Here is a 3,399-nt window from a genome sequence, read left to right as displayed (position 1 = left end):
TTCTGCTATCTCGCGACCGTGATCGACCTTGCCTCACGTCGTCTGGCCGGGTGGGCGATTGCCGATCACATGCGCGCGGACCTCGTCACCGACGCTCCGGCGGCAGCGGTCCGCACCCGCGGCAGTCTCGCCGGATCGATCATGCACACCGACCACGGAGCCCAGTACACGAGCAGGGTATTCGCTGAAGCCTGCAGGTCAGGAGGGGTCCGACGAGCATGAGCGCGGTCGGGTCCAGCGCGGACAACGCCTCGCGGAGTCCTTCAACGCGACCTTCAAACGCGAGACGCTCCAGGGCCGAAAGAGCTGGCCCAACGAGCGCCAGGCCCGACTCGACGCCTTCCGATGGCTCAACCGCTACAACACCCGACGCCGGCACTCCCACCTCGGACACCGCAGCCCCATCACCTACGAAGCCACACTCAAAGCACCACCAACTACGCTGGCACCAGCCGCATAACCCGTGTTCAGGATTCGGGGTCAAGGCCCCCTGCCTGATGGCGGTAAGTTCCCGGACCTTTCGGCGCTGGCCTACTCGACAACCCGTCCGGTCAGGGCTGCCTCCCAAGGTCCGGCCGGAGCCCGACTTCCTGCAACCCGGATGTCAGGATTCCTTGATCTTCATCCGGTAGACGCTTCCGCCGGACGTGCCGGCGAAGAGCCAACTGCCGTCTTTGGAGACCAGCAGGGATTCAACGTCAGGGGTCAGTAGACCGCGCGAGACACTCTCCCAGGAGAGTCCGCCGTCTGTGCTACGCAGGACGCCGTTTCCCTGTTTTCCGGATCGTTCTGTAGCTGCATACACGTGACCTGACGGGTCGAAGGTGACGGCAGTGATCCGGCCTGAGGGCACGTGTTTGGCTTCTTTGAAGGTAGCGCCCCCGTCCATGCTGGTCCGGATTGCCCCTTGTCCGCCCACCACGACATGGCGGGGGTCTGCCGGATCGAAGGCGATCCGATGCGTCTCAGCATCGTGAACGTTGATCACGCTCACGCCAGCGTCGTCCGTGCGGAAGAGGCCATTTTCCGTACTGATCCACGCCCGATCTTTGACCACCGGGTCGGCCACGACGGAGAAGATGCCGCCGGTTTCAGGGTAGGAGTGGAGCACCACGGTGGCACCTGCATCGTTGCTGACCAGGATGCCGTCATGCACGCTGATGTAGAGGCGCCGCAGGTCGTTTACTGGGGCATTGGCAGAACGTGCCGTACCCGCATGAGTGCCGACAAGAGACCAGGTCGAGCCGGAGTCCGTGGACTTCTCGACCCAGATGCATTCAGGGGAGGCGACCTCGGTACACCCTCCGTTGCGGGTACGGAGGAGTTCTCCAGGCTGATTCGGATGGGTCACCAGAGCACTGACACGGTTCCCAATGGTCGGAGGCGCTATTTCAGGGTTCCCCCAGGTCTGCCCGTGCTTTCCGGGTACCTTGGCAAAGGGGCGGTTAGAGGTGTAAGTACCTGTTTCGGTGCCGGCCACCAGAGACTCGGTGCCGTTGGCCTTGACCGTTGCCATGGACAGGACTCGTGCACCAGGCACTCCCATAAGGGCGAACTTGCTGTGGTCAGCAGTTCGGTACAGCCCAGATGTTGTGTACACGAGCTGGCCACCTGAGTCGTCGGGCGCATCGATCATCTGCTCGTACACGTTGACCTTGGCGATGCCGTCCTCCTGCTTCCAGGTGGTCCCGCTGTCTGGGCTGGACCACTGTTGGAGCGTATGATCCTGCGATTCTTCCAGCAGTCCTGCCTGCAGCCGCACGTCCCCGTTCTTGGAGAGCCCAGCGAAGTACACGTAGGAGTCGTCGGGCCAAGGCCCTTCCATAGCCGCCCATGTATGCCCTCGGTCCGAAGAGAAGCGGAGGGTTTTAGAATCGTTCACGAGGATCCTGTCCCCTGAAGAGGCGACAGAAGTGATGGGCTTCGGGGCCGCCATGAGCACGCGGGGCTGCGGGGTAGTGAACGGGGATTCGACGGCCCACAAATCACCGGCCGTAGCCGCGAGCAGGGTCGAACCGCTCCACTCGAGGTGATCGGCGCCGCCAGGGATCCCTTCGATTCGGCGGAACGTGCTGCCGCCGTCGTTGCTCACGCTGACTCCGTCGGCACCGGCAATTGCGATACCCCGCCCTGAGACGTCAGTGACCACTGCAGCGAGATGCCCGGGTTCGGTGTGAAGTGACGAGAAACTTCGTCCAGCGTCCGTGCTGCGCAGGAGCGCGCCGCTGTCGCCGCACCTACCGGCAACCAGGACGGTCGCCGACTTCTTGGGATCAGCGGTGATGGCACCGCCGCGACAATCCCCGGAGAAATGGGCCGATTGTTTCCAGGTGTCGCCGGAGTCTGCGCTGGAGAAGACTGACTGTCCACCGACCGGCATGGCGTAGAGGGCTCGGGGATCAACCGGGCTCGAGGCAAGGTAGCCACCCAACGCGTTGGGTCCCACTGGCAACCAGCTTTGCAGTGAATCAGGGCTGGTTTCTGTATCGGCAGCGAAGGCCGGTGGGGAGACCGCGAAGGCCATCACAGGAAGCAAGCACATCGATAGCCAGACACGGTTCTTCACACGCTTCATCTGCTAGTTAATCCTTCTATTGTAATCCGAATCGATTTCTTTGATCACCTAGACGGTGGGGCGCAGGTCTCTCTCGATATGACGGACTCGCCAATATGCGTGGGAATTTTCAAACAGTCCCGCTTTGCCCTGATTATTTGAAGCTGATACCGCCTGCACGGCATGCACTTGGACTGTCCGATCTGTCAGCGCCGGAGAGCCCTGCGCTGCCGCGTGCCCTGCACCCAAGAGAAGATACTCCCGAATGTTTTAGTGGGAGCTTTTCCGATCGTTCTCGGATCCTTAACTTCTTGCGCGGAGCGCCGCCTGGCCCAGCCTGATCTTTTCACTCCTGGACCGTATGGGGATGATTGCTGCTCTCCGATAGAAACGTGAGTCCAGGAGTTCTTCGGCTCTTTTATCACGGTCCCGAGACAGGCTGGAGATCAAAGGCGCGGTGTGCCGGGGTGGATGCTGCGGTGATTGAGGCGGCGGTAGCCTAGCAGCCAGGACATGATCCCCCCGATCAACCACCGGCAGGGCGAGACGGTGAGAAGGCCGAGCCAGCGACGAACCCCACCGAGGTGGTCGACCTGATGGGAGCTCTGCGGGCCAGCGTGGAACGGGTCGGCAGCCGCAAGTGCACTGGCGGGAGGGCCGGACCTGGCGAGCTGGCGTTGACCTCTACAAGATGGCCGCCCACGTGGCCTTGTCGTCCTTCTCGTCGGCCTCGTCCTACTGCTTAGTACGGGACTGACACGAAAATGACCCCCGTGGTTGGGTGGTTCAGGCCACGATGGGGTCGAAGCGGATGGTCAGTCCAAGGTTGTTGGCTTCCTTGATCA

The 3,399-nt window shown here is 62.2% G+C and carries 1 protein-coding gene and 1 pseudogene; one reads left to right on the top strand and one right to left on the bottom strand.

Annotated elements, in window-relative coordinates:
* Positions 1 to 460 (top strand): annotated as a pseudogene (locus ACZ50K_RS37770) (transposase); the annotation flags it as partial.
* Between the two features lie 144 nt (positions 461 to 604).
* Here ACZ50K_RS37770 and ACZ50K_RS37765 read toward each other — a convergent pair.
* Positions 605 to 2,575, bottom strand: coding sequence for a hypothetical protein (locus tag ACZ50K_RS37765; protein WP_468911998.1), 1,971 nt, complete (start codon positions 2,573 to 2,575; stop codon positions 605 to 607).
* Positions 2,576 to 3,399 lie beyond the last annotated feature (824 nt).

The sequence above is a fragment of the Streptomyces sp. NPDC033845 genome, from assembly GCF_055576225.1.
This window is presented reverse-complemented; position numbering and strand designations above follow the sequence as displayed.